This is a genomic window from Streptomyces sp. G5(2025) (genome assembly GCF_049542075.1).
Classification (GTDB): Bacteria; Actinomycetota; Actinomycetes; order Streptomycetales; family Streptomycetaceae; genus Streptomyces.
Window position 1 is genome coordinate 4081063 of sequence record NZ_JBMUZT010000006.1, and the last position, 20737, is coordinate 4101799.

The 20737-nt window shown below is 71.3% G+C and carries 17 protein-coding genes and 1 pseudogene; 16 read left to right on the forward strand and 2 right to left on the reverse strand.

Annotated elements, in window-relative coordinates:
- Positions 1–45: 45 nt before the first annotated feature.
- Positions 46–534: a MarR family winged helix-turn-helix transcriptional regulator gene (locus tag ACOBQB_RS29350; RefSeq protein ID WP_423595839.1), complete on the reverse strand. Its 489-nt coding sequence runs from the start codon at positions 532–534 to the stop codon at positions 46–48.
- A 122-nt stretch (positions 535–656) separates the two neighbouring features.
- On the opposite strand from ACOBQB_RS29350, the gene ACOBQB_RS29355 reads away from it, so the two are divergent.
- From ACOBQB_RS29355 to ACOBQB_RS29385, 7 genes are all read left to right on the forward strand, one after another.
- A complete protein-coding gene (locus tag ACOBQB_RS29355) occupies positions 657–2216 on the forward strand; it encodes an FAD-dependent monooxygenase (protein WP_423595841.1) in 1560 nt (519 codons plus the stop codon).
- A 93-nt stretch (positions 2217–2309) separates the two neighbouring features.
- Complete coding sequence (locus ACOBQB_RS29360; RefSeq protein ID WP_423595843.1) at positions 2310–3311, forward strand: methyltransferase; 1002 nt, start codon at positions 2310–2312, stop codon at positions 3309–3311.
- A 109-nt stretch (positions 3312–3420) separates the two neighbouring features.
- Positions 3421–4398, forward strand: coding sequence for a quinone oxidoreductase family protein (locus tag ACOBQB_RS29365; RefSeq protein WP_423595845.1), 978 nt, complete (start codon positions 3421–3423; stop codon positions 4396–4398).
- Between the two features lie 188 nt (positions 4399–4586).
- Positions 4587–5564, forward strand: coding sequence for a quinone oxidoreductase family protein (locus tag ACOBQB_RS29370; RefSeq protein ID WP_423595847.1), 978 nt, complete (start codon positions 4587–4589; stop codon positions 5562–5564).
- Positions 5565–5787: 223 nt separating this feature from the next.
- A complete protein-coding gene (locus ACOBQB_RS29375; protein ID WP_423595849.1) occupies positions 5788–7353 on the forward strand; it encodes an MDR family MFS transporter in 1566 nt (521 codons plus the stop codon).
- Positions 7354–7549: 196 nt separating this feature from the next.
- Positions 7550–8590, forward strand: a complete 1041-nt coding sequence (locus tag ACOBQB_RS29380) for a methyltransferase (RefSeq protein ID WP_423595851.1) — start codon at positions 7550–7552, stop codon at positions 8588–8590.
- Positions 8500–10194 carry an FAD-dependent oxidoreductase gene (locus ACOBQB_RS29385; RefSeq protein ID WP_423598835.1) on the forward strand — a complete coding sequence of 565 codons (1695 nt, stop codon included), beginning with the start codon at positions 8500–8502 and terminating at the stop codon, positions 10192–10194. Before ACOBQB_RS29380 ends, ACOBQB_RS29385 begins: the two co-directional genes overlap by 91 nt.
- Before the next feature lie 91 nt (positions 10195–10285).
- Here the strand turns inward: ACOBQB_RS29385 and ACOBQB_RS29390 are convergent, their stop codons facing one another.
- On the reverse strand, positions 10286–11869 hold the full coding sequence (locus ACOBQB_RS29390; RefSeq protein ID WP_423595853.1) for an FAD-dependent monooxygenase: 1584 nt from the start codon (positions 11867–11869) through the stop codon (positions 10286–10288).
- Between the two features lie 212 nt (positions 11870–12081).
- Here ACOBQB_RS29390 and ACOBQB_RS29395 point away from each other — a divergent pair, with 212 nt between their 5' ends.
- The 9 genes and pseudogenes from ACOBQB_RS29395 (at position 12082) to ACOBQB_RS29435 (ending at position 20705) form a co-directional block, all read left to right on the forward strand.
- On the forward strand, positions 12082–12531 hold the full coding sequence (locus tag ACOBQB_RS29395; RefSeq protein WP_423595855.1) for a DUF1772 domain-containing protein: 450 nt from the start codon (positions 12082–12084) through the stop codon (positions 12529–12531).
- On the forward strand, positions 12528–13076 hold the full coding sequence (locus tag ACOBQB_RS29400; protein WP_423595857.1) for a hypothetical protein: 549 nt from the start codon (positions 12528–12530) through the stop codon (positions 13074–13076). The genes ACOBQB_RS29395 and ACOBQB_RS29400 overlap by 4 nt, the downstream gene beginning before the upstream one ends.
- Positions 13073–14944 (forward strand): asparagine synthase (glutamine-hydrolyzing), encoded by a 1872-nt coding sequence (gene asnB / locus ACOBQB_RS29405; protein WP_423595859.1) that lies wholly within the window; start codon positions 13073–13075, stop codon positions 14942–14944. The genes ACOBQB_RS29400 and asnB overlap by 4 nt, the downstream gene beginning before the upstream one ends.
- Before the next feature lie 337 nt (positions 14945–15281).
- Positions 15282–16016: pseudogene (locus ACOBQB_RS29410) on the forward strand (AfsR/SARP family transcriptional regulator); the annotation flags it as partial.
- A gap of 110 nt (positions 16017–16126) precedes the next feature.
- On the forward strand, positions 16127–17197 hold the full coding sequence (locus ACOBQB_RS29415) for an NB-ARC domain-containing protein (protein ID WP_423595861.1): 1071 nt from the start codon (positions 16127–16129) through the stop codon (positions 17195–17197).
- A 160-nt stretch (positions 17198–17357) separates the two neighbouring features.
- Entirely contained in the window at positions 17358–17729 is a 372-nt protein-coding gene (locus ACOBQB_RS29420; RefSeq protein ID WP_423595863.1) for a TcmI family type II polyketide cyclase, read from the forward strand.
- Positions 17726–18157 carry a cupin domain-containing protein gene (locus ACOBQB_RS29425; RefSeq protein WP_423595865.1) on the forward strand — a complete coding sequence of 144 codons (432 nt, stop codon included), beginning with the start codon at positions 17726–17728 and terminating at the stop codon, positions 18155–18157. The genes ACOBQB_RS29420 and ACOBQB_RS29425 overlap by 4 nt, the downstream gene beginning before the upstream one ends.
- Positions 18154–19440 (forward strand): beta-ketoacyl-[acyl-carrier-protein] synthase family protein, encoded by a 1287-nt coding sequence (locus ACOBQB_RS29430; protein WP_423595867.1) that lies wholly within the window; start codon positions 18154–18156, stop codon positions 19438–19440. Before ACOBQB_RS29425 ends, ACOBQB_RS29430 begins: the two co-directional genes overlap by 4 nt.
- Positions 19437–20705, forward strand: coding sequence for a ketosynthase chain-length factor (locus tag ACOBQB_RS29435; protein WP_423595869.1), 1269 nt, complete (start codon positions 19437–19439; stop codon positions 20703–20705). The genes ACOBQB_RS29430 and ACOBQB_RS29435 overlap by 4 nt, the downstream gene beginning before the upstream one ends.
- Positions 20706–20737 lie beyond the last annotated feature (32 nt).

Here is a 20737-nt window from a genome sequence, read left to right on the forward strand (position 1 = left end):
CCGCGGCGGTCGCCGCGGGCCCTTTCCCGTGGGCTCGCCGGACGGTCAGGCGGAGCCCGAGTCCTGCTGCAACTCACCCACCGAGTCCACGTACTTGATGAGCAGGCGGGCGAACTCGAGCCGCTCCTCCTCCGGCCAGCTCCGGGTGATGCGCTCGAAGGCCGCGCGCTGGTGGCGGCGGAAGCGGGCGAGTGTCTCGTGCCCCTCCGGGGTGAGCTGGAGGATCGTGCGGCGGCCGTCGCGCTGTGAGGCCGCGCGGATCAGATAACCGGCGGTGATGCAGTCGGAGACCATCCGGCTCGCGACGGAGGGGTCGACGGCGAGTCGCTCGCCCACGACACCGACGGTGATCTCCTGGCCCTCCTGGTCCGGCCCGTCCTGGACGATGTTGAGCACCAGCGTCCTGGTGAAGTCCTTGCGGGACACCTGCTTCTCCACATTCAGCGCCTGCGCACGCCGCAGTCGGGAGAAGGCGGGGCCGACAGCGTCGAGCAGATCCGCTGCCCGCGGCGGGGGCTGAGTCGAAGTGTCCATGTCCGCATTCTAAGCGAGTTGATTACGGCAGACGAGCATCTGTATGCTCTCCATCTACTGCATGACATTAAGCATATACCTGTGCGCGAACATATAACGCCCCAGTTCCATTGGAGGACCCCATGTCCCATCCCGCGCCCCCGGCCCCCGAGCCCGATCGCGACTTCGAGATCTCCTACGACACCGACGTCGACTTCGACGTGCTGATCGTCGGCGGGGGCCCCGTCGGCATGCTGCTCGCCGCGGAACTTCGTATCTCCCGCGTCCGAGCGGTCGTGTTCGAGCGGCTTCCCGAGCGCACGCCGCACTCCAAGGCCTTCGGACTGCACGCCCGTTCCCTGGAGTCGCTCGACCGGCGTGGCCTGCTCAAGCGGTTCCGCGAAGGTGCCCGCTCCTGGAACAACGGTCACTTCGCCGGCCTGGACGAGTGGGTCGACTTCTCCACCCTCGACAGCGCCCATGGCTACGCCCTGCTCTGTGAGCAGACCAGGACCGAACGCCTGCTGGAGGAGCGCGCCGCCGAGTTCGGCGCCGAGATCCGGCGGGGTCACGAGGTCACCGCGATACGCCAGGACGCCGACGGCGTCGAGGCCGAGGTGACCGGCCCCGACGGCACCTACACCGTGCGCGCCCGGTTCGCGGTGGGCTGTGACGGCGGTCGTAGCCTGGTTCGCCGGGAGGCCGGCATCGCCTTCCCCGGCACCGGCGGCCGGGTCACCGCCCGGCTCGGTGACGTGATCCTCGCCGACCGCGAGAACGCTCCCATGGGCATGGAGCGCACCGAACGTGGTCTGCTGTTCTGCGTGCCGCTCGACGACACCTACCACCGGGTGTCCACGTTCGACTTCGAGGCCGACCGGGAGCCCGGCGCGGAACTCACCCTGGACGAGCTGACCGCGAGCCTGCGCGAGATCTGGGGCGACGACCTCGGTGCGCACTCGCCGCGCTGGCTCTCCGTCTTCACCGACTCCGCGTGCCAGGCCGACCGCTACCGCGAGGGCCGGCTGCTGATTGCGGGCGACGCCGCCCACACCCACTTCCCGGTCGGTGGCCAGGGCGTCAACCTCGGCCTCCAGGACGCCTTCAACCTCGGCTGGAAGCTCGCCGCCGCGGTGCACGGCTGGGCCCCCGATGGCCTGCTCGACAGCTACGACCACGAGCGTCAGGCCCCGGCCCGCAAGGTGCTGGCCAACACCCGGGCGCAGATCGCGCTGATGAACCCGGACCCGTATGTCACCCCGCTGCGCGAGCTGTTCACCGACCTCATGCGCAAGGAGCAGGTGAACCGCCACCTCGCCGAGATGCTCAGCGGCGTCACCGTCCGCTACCCGATCGACGGCCCCGAGCACCGGCTTCTCGGCGACTTCGCCCGCGACCTGGAGCTGAAGACCGAGGACGGCGTCCGGCCCCTGCCCAAGTACCTGAAGCGTGGTACCGGCGTGCTGCTCGACCTGACCGGCGACGCGCAGATCGGCCAGGTGTACGACAAGTGGGCCGCGGGCGTCTCCTGGTCGGGCCGGCTCCAGCATGTGCGGGCGGAGTGCGCCGAGGAGCCGCAGCTGGCCGGTCTGCTGGTCCGCCCCGACGGCTATGTCGCCTGGGCCGCGGACCGGGACATGCCGGAGGCGGAGCTGCGGGAGTCACTGACCGCAGCCGTCACCACCTGGTTCGGCACCGTCTGACGAAGGGGCCGAGACGGCCGAAGGGACACCCCCCCTCGGCCGACGTGGCGCCTTTCGCACCCCCCACACAGCTGATGCGCGTGAGAGGACGAAGTGAGCAATCCCCCCTGGTCGCAGGAGTTGTTGGAGAAGAGCGACCTGATCACTCCCATGGCCATCAGAGTGGCCGCCACCCTCGCACTGTCGGACCACATGGCCGCCGGAGCGGTGACGGTCGAGACGCTGGCCCGTGCCGCGGAGGTGGACGCGACCGCTCTGGGCCGTCTCCTCGGCCATCTGGTGAACGCCGGGATCTACCGCACGCTCCCCGAAGGAGGCTACGAGCCGACCGAGCTCGGCGGCCTGCTGCGCCACGACGTCCCGGATTCGGGCCGTGACTGGCTCCGCCTGGACGGCCCGACCGGCCGGGGCGAGGCCGCGGTGTTCGGCCTGCTCGACGCCGTGCGCTCCGGCGCACCCGTCTACTCCGCGCTCTACGGGCAGGAGTTCTGGACGGACGTCGAGTCGGACGGCGCGCTCGCGGAGGCCTTCGCCCGGCGGATGGCGGCGAGCATGCGCTGGGTCCTCCCCGAGCTGTTGGCTCAGGGCGACTGGCAGGGTGTACGGCATGTCGTCGACGTGGGTGGCGGCAGCGGTGATCTGCTCGCGGCGGTCGTCGACGCGACCCCGGGCGCGCGGGGCACCCTGGTCGACCTGGAGGGGCCCGCGGCGGCGGCCGAGCGGGACTTCGCGGCCGCCGGTCTCCAGGAGCGCTGCCGTGCGGTGGTCGGCAGCTTCTTCGATCCGCTGCCCGCCGACGGCGATGTGTATCTGCTGTCCAACGTCCTGCTCAACTGGCCTGACGACCGGGCGGCCGAAATCCTTCGGCGCTGTGCCGAAGCCGTCCGTCCGGGCGGCCGGGTCATGGTCCTTGAGGGCCTGCTCGACGTACAGACCGACCAGACCGATCTGGACCTGCGGATGCTCGTCTATCTGGGCGGGCGGATGCGCACCACCGAGCAACTGCGCGAGCTGGCGGCCGCGGCCGGGCTCTCGCTGCGCCGAGCGGTCGGCCTGGGACCGGTGCGCTCGCTCGTCGAGCTCACACCGGCCTGATCCGGACTCGTTCCCCATCCCGCACCCCGTACCCCACGCAAGAGAAACCCCTGCCGTGCACGCCACGGGAGATCGCCGTAGTGCACGCGAGAGAAAGAGGAGTACGTCCATGCGCATCGTCCGACACCACGAGTTCGGCGCCCCTTCGGTGCTGCGGCTCGAAGAGGCCGACGCCCCTGTCCCCGGTCCCGGCCAGGTGCTGATCCGCACCGAGGCGGTCGGGGTCAACTTCGCCGAGTGCCAGCGCCGTCAGGGCATCCCGGTCGGCGGTCCCGCCACCCTTCCCGGCTCGCCGGGCGGTGATGTCGCGGGCGTCGTGGAGCAGGTCGGCGAGGGCGTCGACCAGGTGAGCGTCGGTGACCGGGTGGTCACCGGGGTCGCCCACGACGGATACGCCGAGTACGTCGTCACCCAGGCCGACTGGCTGTTCGCCGTCCCCGAGGGGATCGACGCCGGCCAGGCCACTTCGCTGCCCATTCCCGGCCAGACCGCCTACCACGTCATCGTCACGGCGGCGAAGCTCCAGCCCGGCGAGTCCGTGCTGATCACCGCCGCGGCCGGCGGTATCGGCCATCTGATGGTCCAGATGGCCAAGACGCTCGGCGCGGGGCAGATCATCGCCGCGGCCCGCGGGGCACAGAAGCTGGCCTTCGCCGCGTCGCTCGGCGCCGATGTCACCGTCGACTACGGCGAGGACGGCTGGGACGAGAAGGTGCGCGCCGCGACCGGTGGCCGGGGCGTGGACGTCGCTCTGGAGACCGTCGGCGGGGACATCCTCACCAAGTCCGTGAACCTCACCGCCCAGTTCGGGCGGACGGTGGTGTACGGCGCGGCGGGCGGCGAGCTGCCGGCCATCGAGGTCGCCGACATCTTCGACAACCGCATCGTCATGGGCTTCAGCATGTGGGGCGTGATGGGCGAGAAGCCGGACGTCATGGCCAAGGGCGCCCGGGAGCTGCTGGACATGGTGTCCTCCGGCAAGGTCCGTCCCGTCGTCCACGCCGAGCTGCCGCTGAAGGACGCCGCGGCCGCGCACGAGCTGATGGAGTCGCGCTCCCAGCTCGGCCGTGTGGTGCTCGTTCCCTGACCGTCTTTCAGCCAATGCATCAAATCATCGATGTGCCATTTGACAACTGCATGCTGAAGAGCATGTAATAAAGATGCGCGACGGCATGTAATTGCTGTCGGTAATCCACTCCATGTAACCCGGAACCCTGGGCGGAGCCGCGATCACGCGTCCGCGGCTCGACAACACCTCCTAGTTGGGAGAACACCATGCGCATCGTCCGCCACTACGAGCACGGGGCCCCCTCGGTGCTGCGTGTCGAAGAGGCGGAGAAGCCGCAGCCCGGACCGGGCGAAGTGCTGATCCGCTCCGAGGCCATCGGCGTCACGTTCGCCGAGGTCCAGCGCCGTCAAGGCATCCCGATCGGCGGTCACGCCACGCTGCCCGGCGCCCCCGGCGGCGATGTCGCCGGCGTCGTCGAGGCACTCGGCGACGGCGTCACCCACGTCGGCGTCGGGGACCGTATCGTCGTCGATGTCGACCACAGCGCCTACGCCGACTACGTCACCGCCGACGCCGCCTGGGCCATGGCCATCCCGGACACCATGGACGCCGCCGAGGCGACCCTGCTGCCCAGCCCGGCCCAGACGGCGTACCACGCCATCAAGGAGTCCGGCCAGCTCAAGCCCGGTGAGTCGATCCTGATCGACGCCGCCTCCGGGGGTGTCGGCCACCTCGCCGTGCAGATCGCCAAGGCGATGGGTGCCGGCAAGGTGATCGCCACCGCCAGTACCCAGGCCAAGCTGGACTTCGTCCGTGACCTCGGTGCCGATGTCACCGTCAACTACACCGACGACGACTGGGACGAGCAGGTCCGGGCAGCGACCGAAGGCCGGGGCGTGGACGTCGTTCTGGAGACCGTCGGCGGCGACATCCTCACCAAGAGCGTCGCCCTCACCGCCCAGTTCGGCCGGCTGGTCTTCTACGGCTCGGCCAGCGGTGACATCCAGCCCGTCCACCCGCTGATGCTCAGCCGGATGAAGACCGTGGCCGGCTTCGCTCTCTACGCCATGCTCTACAACAAGCCCGAGGCCATCGCCGCGGGACAGCGCGACCTGCTCGACATGATCGCCACCGGCAAGGTGCGCCCGATCGTCCACGATCGGCTCGGTCTCGACGAGGCCGTCAAGGCACACGAACTGATGGAGGCCCGGGCTCAGCTCGGCAAGGTCGTCCTCGTCCCCTGACGCAGACCGGCGACCCGTCGTCTCCCGACCGACGTGGCCGGTCGCGATCATCCCCCGCTCGGGGCCGGCCACCCGCCGTACGGCACGAGAGGCACTCGTGCCGTACGCGCACTCCACCGCAGTCCACAGCGATCCCCTGACGGATCCCACCGCAGATGACGCCGGCCGAGCACGACCGGCGGGACGGGGATGGCACCCACTCCAGCCCGAAAGGCAAATCACCGTGCCCTCCCGCGCCACAGGGGCCGACAGCCCGCTCACCGCCGTCGGCTCCCCACCCCGGACCCGGATCCGACCCGTCATCATTGCCTGCCTGCTGGCCGTCTTCCTGGCCATGCTGGACTCGCAGATCGTGGCCACCGCGCTGCCCCGCATCGTCGGGGACCTCGGCGGTCTCGACGTGTTCGCCTGGGTGACGACCGCGTACATCATCGCCGCCAGCGTCACCACGCCCGTCTACGGCAAGCTCGGCGACCTCTTCGGCCGGAAGAAGATCTTCCTGATCGCCGTCGCGGTGTTCCTCGCCGGCTCCGCGCTGAGCGGCGCCGCCCAGTCCATGGACCAGCTCATCCTGTTCCGCACCGTACAGGGCATCGGCGCCGGCGGCCTCTTCGTCTCCGTGCTCGCCATCATCGGGGAGCTGTTCAACCCGCGTGAGGCCGCCAAGTACTTCAACCTCTTCGGCATCGTCTTCGCGCTCGCCGCGCTGGCCGGGCCCGCCGTCGGCGGCGGGCTCACCGACCTGCTGAGCTGGCACTGGGTCTTCCTGATCAATCTGCCCGTGGGCGTCGTGATCCTGGTGCTGGTTTCCACCTGTCTGCACCTGCCCCGCGCCGAGCGCCCCGCGCACATCGACTACACCGGCTTCGTCCTGCTCAGCGCCGCGATCGTCGCACTCACCCTGGCCGCGAGCTGGGGCGGAGTGAAGTACGAGTGGCTGGACTGGCGAATCCTCGCGCTCGCCGCGGGCGCGGTGCTGCTCGCCGTGGCGTTCATCGCCGCCGAGCGCCGCACCGCCGAACCCGTCATCCCGCTGCACCTCTTCCGAGACTCCACCTTCAGCGTCAGCGTGCTGGTGAGCGTCGCGGCGGGCATCGTCTTCCTCGGCTCGGTCAACTTCCTGGCCATCTACATCCAGGTCGTGACCGGAGCCAGCCCGACCATGTCCGGTGTGGTGCTGCTGCCCATGATGTTCGGCCTGGTCGCCTCCTCCGTCATCAGCGGCGCAGCGATCACCAAGACGGGGCGCTACAAGTGGTACCCCGTGCTCAGCATGGCCATCGGCATCGTGGGGGCGCTGCTGCTGGCCACCATGGACACCGGGACCTCCCGTGCCGTGGTCATCGGCTACATGCTGGTCTTCGGCGTCGCCGCCGGACTGAACATGCAGGTGCTGACCATGGCCGCGCAGAACACCGCGCCCCGCGACGACATCGGCGCGGTCCACGCCACAGTGTCCTTCGCCCGGCAACTGGGCACCACCGTGGGCATCTCCCTGTTCGCCTCGATCTTCTACAACCGGCTCACCGAGGAGATCGCCGAGCGGACGCCCGCGGACGCGCTGCGCGGCATCGACCCCGACGCGCTGAACTCGACCGAGACACTGGACCGGCTCACCGAGCCCGTGCGCAACGCCGTGGAGCAGTCGTACGCCGCCGCGCTCACGCCCGTGTTCCTCACCGCCGTACCGGTCCTCCTCCTGGGGCTGCTGGCCGCCCTGACGATGAAGAACCTCCCGCTGCGCGGCGAGGACCACCAGGATCACGAGGCAGCCGCCGAGGGGAACTGACCCCTCTTCATCCACCGCCCGCGAGCCGCCTTCCCACCCGGGAGGGCGGCTCACGTACGTCGGGCCTCCGTGCCCCGGTCGCCCTTCAGCGCCCTTCGAGCCCGAATCGACGGCTCGCGACCATCGTCGGCACTGCACAGCCGTACGACGCAGGACGCAGGCCGAAGAACAGGCAGAGGCAGACCAGGAGGCTCGTGTGACAACGACCGAAGACCCGCAGACGGCCCCGGTGGTCGACCCCGGACCGCTGATCCGGCTGACCATTGCCGACTGCGCCGCCAAGGTGCTGCACAGCGCCGTGACCCTCGGCGTGTTCGGCGCGCTCGCCAAAAGCCCGGCCGACGCGGCCGAGTTGGCCCGGCGCACCGGCACCCACCACCGCATGGTCCCGGACTTCCTGGACGCCCTGGTCGGGCTCGGTCTGCTGGAGCGCACGGAGGGCCGCTACCGCAACTCCCCGCTGGCGCGGGCCTATCTGGTGCCGGACTCCTCCTCGTACCTCGGCGGCTTCGTCGAGCTCACCAACGAGACGCTGTACGGCACCTGGGGCCGGCTCACCGAAGCGCTGCGCTCCGGAGAGCCCCAGCACCTCGACTCGGACAAGGGCGGCTTCGTCGGGGACCGGCACAAGGACCGCGCCAAGATGAAGCGGTTCCTGGCCGGGCTCGACGCGTACAGCGACCGGATGGGCACCGAACTCGCCCGGCGACTCGACTGGGGCCGCCACTTCTCGTTCGTCGACCTCGGCGGCGCGCGCGGCAACCTCGCGGCCGTCCTGGTACGGGCGCACCCGCATTTGCAGGCGACCTGCTTCGACCTGGAGCGGACACGGCCGCTGTTCACCGAGCACATCGGCGGCCTCGGCCTGGCCGACCGGGTCGCCTTCGCCGGCGGCGACTTCTTCACCGACCCGATCCCGCCGGCCGACGTCGTCGTCCTCGGCCACATCCTGCACGGCTTCGACACCACTCGGCGGCGCGAGCTGCTCGGCCGGGTCTTCGAGGCAGTGCGGCCCGGCGGCACGGTCCTCGTCTACGACCGGATGATCGACGACGACCGCAGCGATCCGGAGCGGCTGCTCAGCAGCCTGCACATGCGGCTGGTCAGCCCCGACGGCTCCGAGTACCGGGTCGCGGACTGCCGGGCCTGGCTGCTCGGGGCCGGGTTCACGGACGACGACGCGCAGCCTTTGCTCGGCACCCACACCCTGGTCACCGCCCACAAGGAGGCAGCATGAAGCCGCACCGGACCCCCGTGCTCATCGTCGGAGGCGGGCTGACCGGACTGTCCGCAGCCGTCTTCCTCGCCCATCACGGCGTCTCCGCCACCCTGGTGGAACGTCACCCCGACACCTCCACCCACCCCAAGGCCCGCGCCATCAACCCGCGGACCATGGAGCTGTACCGCGCGGTCGGCATGGAGGAGCGGGTACGTGCCGGGCGTTCCCCCATCTCCGGCAACACCGACCTGGTGCACGTCGAGAGCCTCGCCGGCAAGGAACGCGTACGGATGCCCAACGCCTCCCCGGAGGACATCGGCCGGATCAGCCCCACCCAGTGGACGCTGATCGACCAGAACCAACTTGAGCCGATTCTGCGGCAGCGGGCCGTCGAGGCCGGCGCGGACGTCCGCTTCTCCACCCGGGTCGATGCGCTGCAGGAGGAGGCGGAGGGGGTGTTGGTCAGCACCACAGACCTGTCCACCGGGGCGAGTGCGCAGATCCATGCCGACTACGTGATCGCGGCGGACGGCAGTCGCAGCCCGCTGCGCCAGATGCTGGACATCGGGGCGCACGGCCGGGGCACCATCACCAACCTCGTCAGCTTCTTCTTCGAGGCCGACCTGACCGAGGCGCTGCGCGGCCGCCGGATCATCGCGGCGTACGTCAACAACCCCGAGGTACGCGGCACGATCATCCCCATCGACAACGACCGCCGCTGGGTCATCAACGTCTCCTTCTTCCCCGACCGGGGCCAGCGCGCCGAGGACTTCACCGAGGAGCGCTGCACCGCCCTGGTGCGGGCCGCGGTCGGGGTGCCCGATCTGCCGCTGAAGATCGAGTCGGTGGACATGCCCGCGTGGGACATCTCCGCGCGCGTGGCGGACACCTTCGCGACCGGCCGGGTGTTCGTCGCCGGTGACGCCGCCCATGTGATGCCGCCCACCGGGGCGTTCGGCGCCAGCACCGGCATCCAGGACGCGTACAACCTCGCCTGGAAGCTGGCCATGGTGCTGTCCGGCACGGCCGGTCCCAAGCTGCTGGAGAGCTACGACGCCGAGCGGCGGCCGGTGGCCGAGGAGACCGTCCGGCAGGCCATGCTGCGGTTCGCGGTGCGGGAGGGCAAGCAGTACCAGGAGGTCGCCGGGGAGCTGCTGGACGAGACGACCATGACGTTCGGATACTGCTACCGCTCCGGCGCCTTCGCCGTGGAGGAGGGGGCGCCCGACTCGATCGTGGAGGACCCCGCGCATCCCGGGGCCCGGCCCGGGGCGCGCGCCCCGCACCTCCAGCTCGACGGTCCCGAGGGGCCGGTGTCCGTCATCGATCTGTACGGCGACGGGTTCACGCTGCTCGTGGACGAGATGGCGGGGCGGTGGACCGGCGCGGTGGAGAAGGAGGCGGCCCGCCTCGGTGTCGGCCTGAAGGTCGTCCGCATCGGCCTTGGCACCAGGCTGTGGGACCAGGACGGGTCCTTCCGTCGCCGGTACGGGCTGTCGGCCGGTGGGGCGGTTCTGGTACGGCCCGACGGGTTCGTCGGGTGGCGTACGACCGCGGGGCGCGGCGGGCGGGTCGACCGCGCGGCGATCGCGGCACTGCGGGCCGTCCTGGACCGGGCGTAGGCGTTCGCCTCCGGAAAGGGCGCTCCGCGCACACCACGGCCGCGGTGCTCCGTCTTGGAGCGCCGCGGCCGTGGTGTGCGCGGGCGAAACCTCAAGGGGCTGTGCGGTGCAGCACCGTGTCGAGGGCGGTCGTCAGGGACCTGGCGGGGTGCTCCGGCAGGTCGGTGCCGCGCCAGGCGATGAAGCCGTCCGGGCGGAGCAGGACCGCCCCGGTGTCCTGGACGCCGTAGCGGGTGAGGAAGCGCTCGACGACCTCGGGGACTTCCTCCGCGCCGACGCGGTGGAAGGACAGGCCGAGCGTGGCCGCGGGCTCCTGCCAGGCGGTGCCGCTCGGGCCGGCGAGGAGCCAGAAGTCGCCGTCGAGGAGGTCGTGGAGCGGGATCTCCTTGCCCTGACGGACCAGGGAGAGGTGGGGAGCGCGGGTGCCGGGGCGGCCGCTAGGCGTGGTCGGGTCCTCGACCACGGCGGTATCCTCGTCGCCTGCCTCGACGATGACGGCGTCCGATCGGTACACATGGCCGAACAGCACCGTGGTCTCGGGACGGTGCCGGGCCGCGGCCGCCTCGTCGAGGCCGCTGCGCTGGAGGTAGCGGATGACACCCTGGTCGACGGTGAACTCGGCGACCGGCGCCCGCTCCTGCTCGTAGGTGTCCAGCAGCCCGGGACCGGCCTCCCCGCGCAGCACCCGGGCGAGCTTCCAGGCCAGGTTGTGCGCGTCCTGGATTCCCATGTTGCCGCCGAACCCTCCGGTGGGCGGCATGACGTGCGCGCAGTCACCGGCCAGCAGCACCCGTCCGGAGCGGAAGCCGTCCGCGACCCAGGCGGCGATCTCCCAGCTCGTCGCGGACTCCACCGCGACCGGAAGATCGGGCACCCCCACGGCGGCCCGCACCAGTTCCACGCAGTCCTCGGTGCCGTATGCACGGTGATCGGCCCCGGGCGGCAGGCTCGGCGCGAGCACCCAGCGGTCGGAGTCCGCGCCGCCGAGCTTGCCGAGTACGCCCTTGACGGCCGGGTTGCTGACGAAGCAGAGGAAGAAGGTGCGCCCTGCCACGTACGGGTCGAGGTCGGCGTGGAAGATGATGTTCATCTGCCGGCCGAACACGCCCTGCCCGTGATGGCCGATGCCGAGCGAGGTGCGGATCGGCGCCCGTGAGCCGTCGGCCGCGACCAGGTACCGCGCCCGCACGGTTCGCTCGGAGCCGTCCCCCGCATCGCGCAGGACGGCCGTGACGCCCTCCGCGTCCTGGGTGAACCCCGTCATCTCGGTGGCGAATCGGATGTCCGCGCCGAGCTCCTCGGCCCGCTCCCGCAGCACCGGTTCGAGCCGGTCCTGCCCGATCAGGGTCCAACCGGTGGTGCCCACGTCGTTCGGGTCGTGGCGGAACGGGCCGTCGAACCGGCCGAGTTCGGTCCCGGTGAGCGACTCGGCCTGGAGGATGTCGCCGTACTGGGCGTGCGGGTTCTCCCGCGCCCGTACCGCGTCCTCCAGGCCGAGCGCACGCAGCAGCTCCATGGTCCGCGGGCTCGCGGCCTGCGCCCGGGGGTGCGCCGAGATCTCCGCGTGCCGCTCCACCAGCAGCGGCCGGATGCCCTGCCGGGCGAGGAACAGGGCTTGGGCGAGGCCCACCATGCTGCCGCCCACGATGAGTACTTCGGTCGTCTCGTCCGCCATACCGGCTCCTCGAAGGTAGTGGGAATGCGTTCGGTTTCGGCGAGCCGATGCAACACCCGGGTCCTCGAACCGGGCTCGCGGCGCGGACGAACGGAACCTGTGCGGAGCGGCGCGCTCCCAGGCGGATTCGAGTGCCGTCCGAGGAGTGGCTGACAGGTTCGATCTGTTCCAGGCCCGAAGTGCGACGCAGGACTTGAAGGAGGGCGGAAGCGGTGGTGGAGGCTTTGAGTGTGCTGGTGCTGACGGGCACCGGCCTGGTGGCGGGGGTGCTCTTCGCGGTCGCGGTGAGCGTGATGCCCGCGCTGATCGCGATGACCCCGGAGCGGTACGTGTCCACGCACATCCTGCTCGGCAGGCGCTACGACCGGATCATGCCGTTCATCGTCACCGGCTCCACGGCCGTGGACGTCGGGCTCGCGGTACGGGCGTCGGGCGTCCCCCGAGTGCTGTTCGCGGCCGCCGCCCTCTGTATGGCGGGGGTTGCCGTGGTGTCGCAGACCCGGAACGTGCCGATCAACCGGACGGTCAAGCGGACCCGGCCCGAGGACCTGGGCCCCGGTTGGCGGGATCCCCGCCCGGCCTGGCGCGACTGGCATCTGGTGCGCACCTGCCTCGCGATCGCGGGCTGTGCGCTGACGGCCGCCGCGGTGGTGCTGTCGTGACCCCCGTCGTCGTACGCGATCTGCCGCGAGGGGCGGAGCGGGACGCGGCCGACGTCCGGATGCGGGAGCTGCTGTCCCGCCCTGATCCCGGTCCGGTGGCCGAGCGGCTCGCGCTGCTGCACTTCACGGGACGGCGCAGCAGGCGGCCGTACACCGTGCCCGCCGGGGTGCACACCCTCGGTGGCGCCCTGGTGGTGGCGACCGGCAGCGGCTGGCGGCACAACTTCGCGGGCGGCTCGGTGGGCGAGCTGACCTGGCGCGGGCAGCGGCGACCGGTGCGGTTCGCCCTGGTCGACGACGCGGACCACACCGCGCGCGGCTATCTGGAGCTGTACCGCCGCTACGGAGACGCGGCCCCACGCCGGCTCGGCATCGCCGTGCGCGGCGCAGGGGCGCCCGGATACGGCGAGTTCCGGGAGGCCGTCGCCCGGCACGGGCTCTCCCTGGTGGAGGTCACCCATGTCACCCGCGTCCCGGACGAGAACGGCACACCCGAGAACGGCACACCCCCATCAGACGCAGCGAACGAGAGGACACCACGATGAGTGCAATCGCCGGCTGGGTGGACTTCGAGCGGGACCTGACACCGGAGGCGCCCACCGTACGGGCGATGGCGGCGGCACTCGCGCACCGCGGCCCGGACGGCTTCGGGGAGTGGATCGAGGGGCATGCCGCGCTGGCCCACCGCCGGCTCGCTCTGCTCGACCCCGAGCACGCGGACCAGCCGGCCCTCGTGGAGTCGGAGTCCGGAAGCCCGGTGGCCGTGCTGACCCTGGACGGGAGTATCACCAACCACGTGGAGCTGCGCCGTGAACTGGCCGCCAAGGGGCACCGGTTCACCTCGGGCGGTGACGCGGAGGTGGCGCTGCACGCCTACCTGGAGTGGGGCGCCGCGTTCCCGGAGCGGCTGGAGGGCCTGTTCGCCCTGGCCGTGTGGGACGTACGGCGGCAGGAACTGCTGCTGGTCCGCGACCGGTTGGGCGTAAAGCCGCTGTGCTACTTCCTGACCCCCTCCGGGGTCGTCTTCGGCTCCGAGCCCAAGGCGCTGCTGGCGCATCCGGCGGTAGGGCCGGTGGTCGACGCCGACGGACTGCGGGAGCTGTTCGCACACAGCCGCAAGCCGGGCACCGGGGTGTTCCGGGGCACCCGCGAGGTGCTGCCCGGCCACGCGATGACCGTGCGGGCACCGGGCACCGGCCACCGGCGTTACTGGTCGCTGCCCGCCCGCCCGCACACCGACAGCCTGGAGACCACCCTCGCCACCGTGCGCCGGCTGCTGTCGGAGGCGGTGGCGACGCATCTGCGCGCGGACGTGCCGGTCGGCGCGATGCTCTCGGGCGGGATCGACTCCAGCGCGCTGACCGCGCTCGCGTCCCGGGAGCGGCGTGCGGCGGGGGGCGCGCTCAGGTCGTTCTCGGTGAACTTCACCGGCTACGCGGAGAACTTCGAGCCGCACCCGACCATGCGCGCCACCCCCGACGCCCCCTACGCGGCCCTCGCGGCGGAGCACATCGGCACCGAGCACACCGAAATCCTGCTGGAGACCGGGGCGCTCGCCGACCCGCGGACCCACGCCGCCGCCCTGCGCTGCCAGGACGCGCCCTCGCCGCTCGGCGACATGGATGTCTCGTTGCTGCTGTTCTTCGAGGCGCTGCGCGGCGCCGGGATCACGGCCGTGCTCTCCGGGGAGACCGCCGACGAGGTGTTCAACGGCTACTTCTGGGCGTACGACCCGGCGCACAGCAACTCCACCACCTTCCCGTGGGTCTCGTTCGAGCGCGGGCATGACGCCGCCGCGGGCGGGCTGGGCTGCTCGCTCGTGGACCGTACGCTCCGCAAGGAGCTGGACTTCATGGAGTACGCCGACCAGCACTACCGCGACGCGCTCACCGAGGTCCCGCAGGTGGCCGGGGAGAGCCCCGCCGAGCGCAGGGCGCGCGAGGTCACCTATCTGGCGCTGACCCGGTGGGCCCCGACCCATCTGGACCGGGCCGACCGGATGAGCATGGCGCACGGGGTGCAGTTGCGCCCGCCGTTCTGCGACCGGGCGCTGGTGGAGTACGTCTACAACGTGCCGGCCGAGCTGAAGCGGGTGGGCGGCCAGGAGAAGAGCCTGCTGCGGGCCGCCGTCGCCGATCTGCTGCCGGAGCCGGTGCTCAACCGGCCCAAGAGCGCCTATCCGACCGTGCAGGAGGCGGCGTACGGCGAGTTCGTGCGCCACCGCTTCGGGGACGTGGCCGCGGACCGGGCGGCGCCGGTCGCCCCGCTGCTGGACGCCGAGGCGACCCGGGTGGCGCTGGGCGCGGCGGCGGCCCCCAGCGGTGCCTTCGCGTGGGTGGAGCGGGCGAGCATGGAGATGGTGCTGCAGCTGAACACCTGGCTGGCGGAGTACCGGGTCGAGCTGAGGCTGTGAGGGTGTCGGACGCCGCACCGCGCACATAAGGGTGCATCTTGTCATTTATGTGCCCTTAGGCATATGATGTGGGCAAGGCGAGAAGTGGGCGATGCGGCATTCGGCCGGAGTGGAACTCGATATGCCACAACCGGGAATCACGGGGTTTTTTCTGGGTTCAACTTCTCTTGAAATCGCTTTCCCGGGCAAAGGCGAGGCAATTTTTGAAGACTCGCCCGTAGGTAATGTTTCTCTTCGAAATAAATGAAGCAGGAAGGTGAACAGGCGAAGGTCGCCGGCCCACAATGGCGGCACACTCAGGGGGAATGCAGTGATAGAGATCGGTCTGCTGGGCTCTATGCGAATACGCAGGAACGGGGAGGACGTCACACCGTCGGCCCCCAAGCTGCGTCAGGTGCTGGCCCTGCTGGTGCTCAACGTCAACTCGCTGGTCAGCGTGGACCAGCTGTGCGAGGAGTTGTGGGAGGACCACCCACCGCTCAGCGCGCTGACCACCTTGCAAACATACATTTATCAACTGCGCCGCAGGCTGCTGTTGGCCACCGAACAGCACGGCGCGCCGTTCGGATCTCGCCCACCGCACAGCTGCCCCGCCATCCTGACCCGAGTGGGCGGGTACGAACTGCGACTGGACGACAAGAAGTCGGTGGACGCCTACCGCTTCGACCAGCTCGCCGAACAGGGGATGGCACACCTGCGCACCGGCGCGGGGGAGGAGGCGGCTCGCACCCTCAAGTCGGCCCTTTCCCTGTGGCACGGCGGAGCCCTGGTCGACGTCAGCACCGGACGGCGGCTGTCGGCCTGGTCGACCCAGCTGGAGGAACGCCGTAAGAGCGTCCAGGAGCAACGCTTCTCGTTGGAGCTCGAACTCGGCCGCCACCACGCCGTGCTGGACGAGCTGTCCGAAGCCTTCCGCGGCCACCCCACCCACGAGGCGTTCGCCGGACAGCTGATGCGGGCCCTGCACCGCTGCGGCCGCCGCCCGGACGCCCTCAACACCTTCCGGACCCTGCGCAGCCATCTCGTCGAGGAACTCGGACTGGAACCCTCGGCGCAGCTGCAGCGGCTCCACCAGGAGGTGCTCGCGGACCGCGGCCACCTCAGGGGGCAGGCCGCGGCCAAGACCGAAACCGGGCCCGGCGGCCGCCTGCCGTCCCGGGCCCGGCCCAGCTCCCCGCCGATGTGGGCGACTTCGTCGGACGGGAACGGGAACTCGACCAGTTGGAGACGTTCCTGGGTGCCGACCGGCCCAGCACCGGAATGCGGGTCGTGGAGGTGCACGGCCCGCCCGGCGTGGGGAAGAGCGCGTTCGCCGTGCGTGCCGCGCACCGCCTGCGCCCGCGCTTTCCCGATGGACAGCTCTTCATCGACCTGTCCGCCGTCGGTGAGGGCTCCCAACAACTCGTCGACGTGCTGTCGGCCTGTCTCACCGCCTGTGGCATCCAGCGCCGGGCACAGCCCGCCGGGCTCGACGAGCTCAGCCGGCTCTTCCGCACCTGGACCGCCGACCGCCGGGTGCTGGTCGTGGTCGACGACGCGCTCACCGCCTCCCAGATCCGTGCCGTCCTGCCGGGCGGCTCCGGCTGCGCGGTGATCGCCACCAACCGCTACCGGGCGGACAGCCTCTCCACCGGCCGGAAGATCGTTCTCCCCGCCCTGTCCCCCGAGGAGTCCCTCCAGCTCTACGACCGGGTCGCCGGGGAGCGCTCGCGGCAGGAGGACCCCACGGCGGTGCAGGAGCTGATGGGGATCTGCGAGGGACTCCCGCTGGCGATCAGGGCGGTGGCCTGGCTCACCGCCCGGCCCGGCTGGTCCGCGGCGCGGCTGGCGTCACGACTGCGCGGCAACCACCGGATGCTGCTCGAACTCCCCGACGGAACCAAGTCGTTGATGGCCACGGTGGCCGCCAGCCACCGGCATCTGCCGGCCCGCTCCCAGCAGTTGCTGCATTTGTTGCTCCAGCGTGAGCGCCCCCACTGGAGCCTCGCCGAGGTGGTGGCAAGGCTGGGTCCCGGCATCGGTGACGCCGAGACACTCCTCGATTACCTCGTCGACGTCCACCTCGTCCAGGAACACCTGACGTCGGACGCCGAGCTGCTGTACTCCGTGCCCCGACTCACCCGGCAGGCCCTGATCCTCCTGTTGCGGGGCACCTCGATGGAGTGCGTACCGAACGGGCGGTCGGCCGGAGATGGTGCCGTCGGCGACAGCTCTGGCGGCGTGACCCTGATGAAGGCCGACGTCCGCCGGTAGCACGACCCCTCACGGCCCGTCGCACCCCACGTGCGGCGGGCCGTTGTGCTGTCTCCCGCCCGCGCACCGAGGCCCGTCAGCGGTTCTCCAGGCGCCCTCGAGAGCGTCTCGACCTCCGCCGACCAGGGTGAACACAGAACCGACAAGCCGGGAGGACATCGTGCACCGAACGCTGATCGTGGCGAGGATGGACCTCGCCGACGCCGAGGGCGTCGCGCAGGTCTTCGCCGATTCGGACAGCACCGAACTGCCGCATCTGGTGGGGGTGTCGAGGCGGACGCTGTTCGCGTTCCACAACCTGTACTTCCATCTGGTGGAGGCCGACCAGGACATCGCGCCGAACCTTTACAAGGCGCGCAGCCACCCGCTCTACGAGGAGATCAACACCCGGCTCGGCCAGTTCATCTCGCCCTACGACCCGAATTGGCGCGAGCCCAAGGACGCCATGGCCGTCCCCTTCTACTCCTGGACGCCCCAGCAGGGCCCGCAGACCAGTGCACCGCGCTCGGCGAACCTGGGCGGTACCCGATGAGCGCCCCCGCCACGACCAAGGTCCACGCGAACGAGGTCGCCGCCAACACCAAGCGCGGCGGCGACATCCGGGTCACCCTCAGCCCCAGGACCGTGGGTTGTACCTCCGGGTTCGGCGGAGTGCTGCGACTGGCCGCCGGCCACCACGTCACCGAGCACTACCACCCGTACTCCGAGGAGTTCCTGCATGTGATCCAGGGTCACCTCGAAATGAGCCTGGACGGCGCCGCTCCGGTCGAACTCGACCCCGGCGACTCGCTGCTGGTCCCGATCGGGGTGCGCCACCGCCTGGTCAACACCGGTTCCGTGCCGGCCGAGGCGGTCTTCCACCTCTCCCCGCTCGCACCGCGCCCCGAACTGGGCCACGTCGACACCGAGCAACCGCTCGACGCGTCCGCGGGCAACCCCGATGTGGGAGCGGCCCGATGACAGCGCCGCACCGACGCGCAGTGATCACCGGGGTGGGCGCCGTCGCGCCCGGCGGGATCGGGCGGGACGCCTACTGGGACCTGCTCACCGCCGGCCGCACCGCCACCCGCCGCATCAGCCTGTTCGACCCGGACGGGTTCCGCTCCCAGGTCGCCGCGGAGTGCGACTTCGACCCGCTCGCCGCCGGACTGACCCCCCAGGAGGTCCGCCGGATGGACCGGGCCGGCCAGTTCGCGGTCGTCGCCGCCCGCGAGGCCGCCTGCGACAGCGGCGTCGAACTGCCCGGCGCCGACCCGGGACGGGTCGCCGTGAGCATCGGCAGCGCCGTCGGCTGCACCATGGGCCTGGAGGAGGAGTACGCCGTCCTCTCCGACGGCGGCCGCGACTGGCTGGTCGACCACAGGTACGGCGTCCCCCACCTGTACGGCTACATGGTGCCCAGCACCCTCGCCGTCGAGGTGGCCCGGCAGGCCGGCGCCGAGGGGCCGGTCGCGCTGATCTCCACCGGCTGCACCTCGGGCCTGGACGCCATCGGACACGGCGTTCAGCTGATCGAGGAGGGCACGGCCGACATCGTGCTCGCCGGTGCCACCGACGCCCCGCTGTCACCCATCACTTCCGCCTGTTTCGACGCCATCAAGGCCACCACCGCCAACAACGACGACCCCGAGCACGCCTCCCGGCCCTTCGACGGACAGCGCGACGGCTTCGTCCTGGGCGAGGGCTCCGCCGTCATGGTGATCGAGGAGCTGGAGTCGGCCAGGCGCCGCGGCGCCACCGTCTACGCCGAGATCCTCGGCTTCGCCGGCCGCAGCAACGCCTTCCACATGACCGGACTCAAGCCCGACGGCCGGGAGATGGCCGAGGCTATCCGGGTCGCGATGGACCGGGCACGGCTCGACCCCGGCGCCATCGACTACATCAACGCGCACGGCTCCGGCACCAAGCAGAATGACCGGCACGAGACCGCCGCGTTCAAGCGCAGTCTCGGACAGCGGGCCTACGAGGTGCCGGTCAGCTCCATCAAGTCGATGATCGGGCACTCGCTCGGCGCCATCGGCTCCCTGGAGATCGCCGCCTGCGCCCTGGCCCTGCGCCATCAGGTCGTGCCGCCGACGGCCAACCTGTCCACGCCCGACGCCGAATGCGACCTTGACTATGTGCCGGTGACGGCGCGTGAGCACCGTATGGAGCGGGTGCTCAGTGTGGGCAGCGGATTCGGCGGCTTCCAGACGGCGATGGTTCTGGGCCGGCCCGCGCCTGGCTACCGGGAGGCGGCATGAGCGCCTCCGGCATACGCCCCGGCCGCCGCGGCCGGTCCGTGGTCACCGGGCTCGGCGTGGTCGCGCCCACCGGACTCGGCGCCGCCCGGCACTGGGAGTCGGTGCTCGCGGGCAAGAGCGGCCTCGGCCGGATCACCCGATTCGACCCGACCGGCTACCCCGTCCAAGTGGCGGGCGAGGTCCCCGGATTCCGCGCGGGCGAACAGGTGCCGGGGCGGCTCGTCCCGCAGACCGACCGCTTCACCCACTTCGCGCTGGCCGCCGCCGAGGACGCCCTCACGGACGCCGCCGCCGACCCGGCGGCCCTGCCGGAGTACGAGATGGCGGTGGTGACCGCCAGTTCCTCGGGCGGCACCGAGTTCGGTCAGCACGAAATGGAGAACCTCTACCAGAAGGGCTCCTCCTGGGTCGGCGCCTACCAGTCCATCGCCTGGTTCTACGCGGCCACCACCGGCCAGGTCTCCATCCGGCACGGAATGCGCGGCCCCTGCGGGGTCATCTGCGGCGAGCAGGCCGGCGGCCTCGACGCCCTCGGCCAGTCGCGGCGGCTGCTGGACACCGGCTCCCGGCTCGTGCTCAGCGGCGGCACCGACGCCTCGCTGTGCCCGTACGGCCTGGTGGCGCAGTCATCCACCGGGCGGCTGTCCACCGAGGACGATCCCGCCCGCGCCTACCTGCCCTTCGACGCGGCCGCGTCCGGCTTCGTCCCGGGCGAGGGCGGCGCCATCCTTGTCGTCGAGAACGCCGAGGCGGCACGCGCCCGCGGGGTCCCGGCCTACGGCGAACTGCGGGGCTACGCAGCCGGGTTCGATCCCACGGCGGACGGCTCCACCACGCGGCACTCCGTGCTGGTGTCCGTCGTCCGGCGGGCCCTCGCCGACGCCGGGCTCGCCCCGGGCGACATCGACGTGGTCTTCGCCGACGCCTCCGGCACGCCCGCCGAGGATCTCGCCGAGGCCCGCGCCATCACCGAGGTCTTCGGCCCCGGCGGCGTACCGGTGACTGCGCCGAAGACCCTCACCGGGCGCCTGTACGCGGGCGGCGCCGCGCTGGACGTGGCGACCGCGCTGCTCGCCCTGAGCGCCGGTGTCGTCCCGCACACCGCGGGGCTCGGCCGGACGGCTCCCGGCTGCGAGATCGACCTCGTCCTCGACCGCCCCCGCCAGACCGACCCGCGCACCGCCCTGGTCCTGGCCCGCGGCCACGGCGGCTTCACCTCCGCACTGGTCCTCGGCGCCGGCGACCGCGACGCCCCCACCAAGTGACCGGCCCACCACCCACCACGTACGAAAGGCGG

Coding starts and splice junctions, on each gene's coding strand:
- ACOBQB_RS29350 (WP_423595839.1), bottom strand. CDS start 534: ATGGACACTTCGACTCAGCCCCCGCCGCGGGCAGCGGATCTGCTCGAC.
- ACOBQB_RS29355 (WP_423595841.1), top strand. CDS start 657: ATGTCCCATCCCGCGCCCCCGGCCCCCGAGCCCGATCGCGACTTCGAG.
- ACOBQB_RS29365 (WP_423595845.1), top strand. CDS start 3,421: ATGCGCATCGTCCGACACCACGAGTTCGGCGCCCCTTCGGTGCTGCGG.
- ACOBQB_RS29370 (WP_423595847.1), top strand. CDS start 4,587: ATGCGCATCGTCCGCCACTACGAGCACGGGGCCCCCTCGGTGCTGCGT.
- ACOBQB_RS29390 (WP_423595853.1), bottom strand. CDS start 11,869: ATGGCGGACGAGACGACCGAAGTACTCATCGTGGGCGGCAGCATGGTG.
- asnB (WP_423595859.1), top strand. CDS start 13,073: ATGAGTGCAATCGCCGGCTGGGTGGACTTCGAGCGGGACCTGACACCG.
- ACOBQB_RS29425 (WP_423595865.1), top strand. CDS start 17,726: ATGAGCGCCCCCGCCACGACCAAGGTCCACGCGAACGAGGTCGCCGCC.
- ACOBQB_RS29430 (WP_423595867.1), top strand. CDS start 18,154: ATGACAGCGCCGCACCGACGCGCAGTGATCACCGGGGTGGGCGCCGTC.
- ACOBQB_RS29435 (WP_423595869.1), top strand. CDS start 19,437: ATGAGCGCCTCCGGCATACGCCCCGGCCGCCGCGGCCGGTCCGTGGTC.